We start from the raw sequence: 517 nt of genomic DNA, 5'->3' as shown, positions 1-517 counted from the left end.
CTGCGATGGCGGCCCTGATTCCACTCGTCAGGCGCTCGTACAGCGACCCGCCGTCCTCGGGCAGTTCGATGAGCAGGCCGGTTGCTCGATTGGTTCGGTCATTCCCCATGAAAGAGGACTGTATAGCCGGACCACTTACCTCTAGCGTCGTCCTCCGTAGCTGGTGGCAACAGGCCGCCGCACCAAGAACAGGAACACCCGCTCAGATGACGAACACCGAATCCCCCGCACTGACAGTCGTCGCCCAGCTGCGCGCCAAGCCCGGCAAGGAGCAGGCCCTGCGCCAGGCACTCACCGCACTCGTGGCGCCCACCACGCGCGAGCCGGGCTGCGTCACCTACGACCTGCACGTGGACGTGAACGACCCCGCCTCGTCCTGCTTCTACGAGATCTGGCGCACCCCCGCCGAGCACGCCGCCAACCTCCAGAGCGCCCACCTGCAGGCCTTCGCCGTCCGAATCGACGACCTCCTCCTCGGCGAGCTTCGCGTCAGCCTGCTGCGGCACAACGCCTGACG

General features: G+C 66.9%; 1 protein-coding gene. It reads left to right on the top strand.

Annotated features, from left to right (window positions below):
- Window positions 1-206: 206 nt before the first annotated feature.
- Window positions 207-515, top strand: a complete 309-nt coding sequence (locus ABD323_RS45445) for a putative quinol monooxygenase (protein WP_344447783.1) — start codon at window positions 207-209, stop codon at window positions 513-515.
- Window positions 516-517: the final 2 nt, after the last annotated feature.

This window comes from Kitasatospora nipponensis (assembly GCF_039528135.1).
Classification (GTDB): Bacteria; Actinomycetota; Actinomycetes; order Streptomycetales; family Streptomycetaceae; genus Kitasatospora; species Kitasatospora nipponensis.
Note: the sequence above shows the minus strand (reverse complement) of the source record. Positions and strands in the feature narration are given on the sequence as shown.

Excerpts from the sequence above, each read along its gene's own strand:
- ABD323_RS45445 (WP_344447783.1), top strand. The coding sequence starts at position 207 with ATGACGAACACCGAATCCCCCGCACTGACAGTCGTCGCCCAGCTGCGC.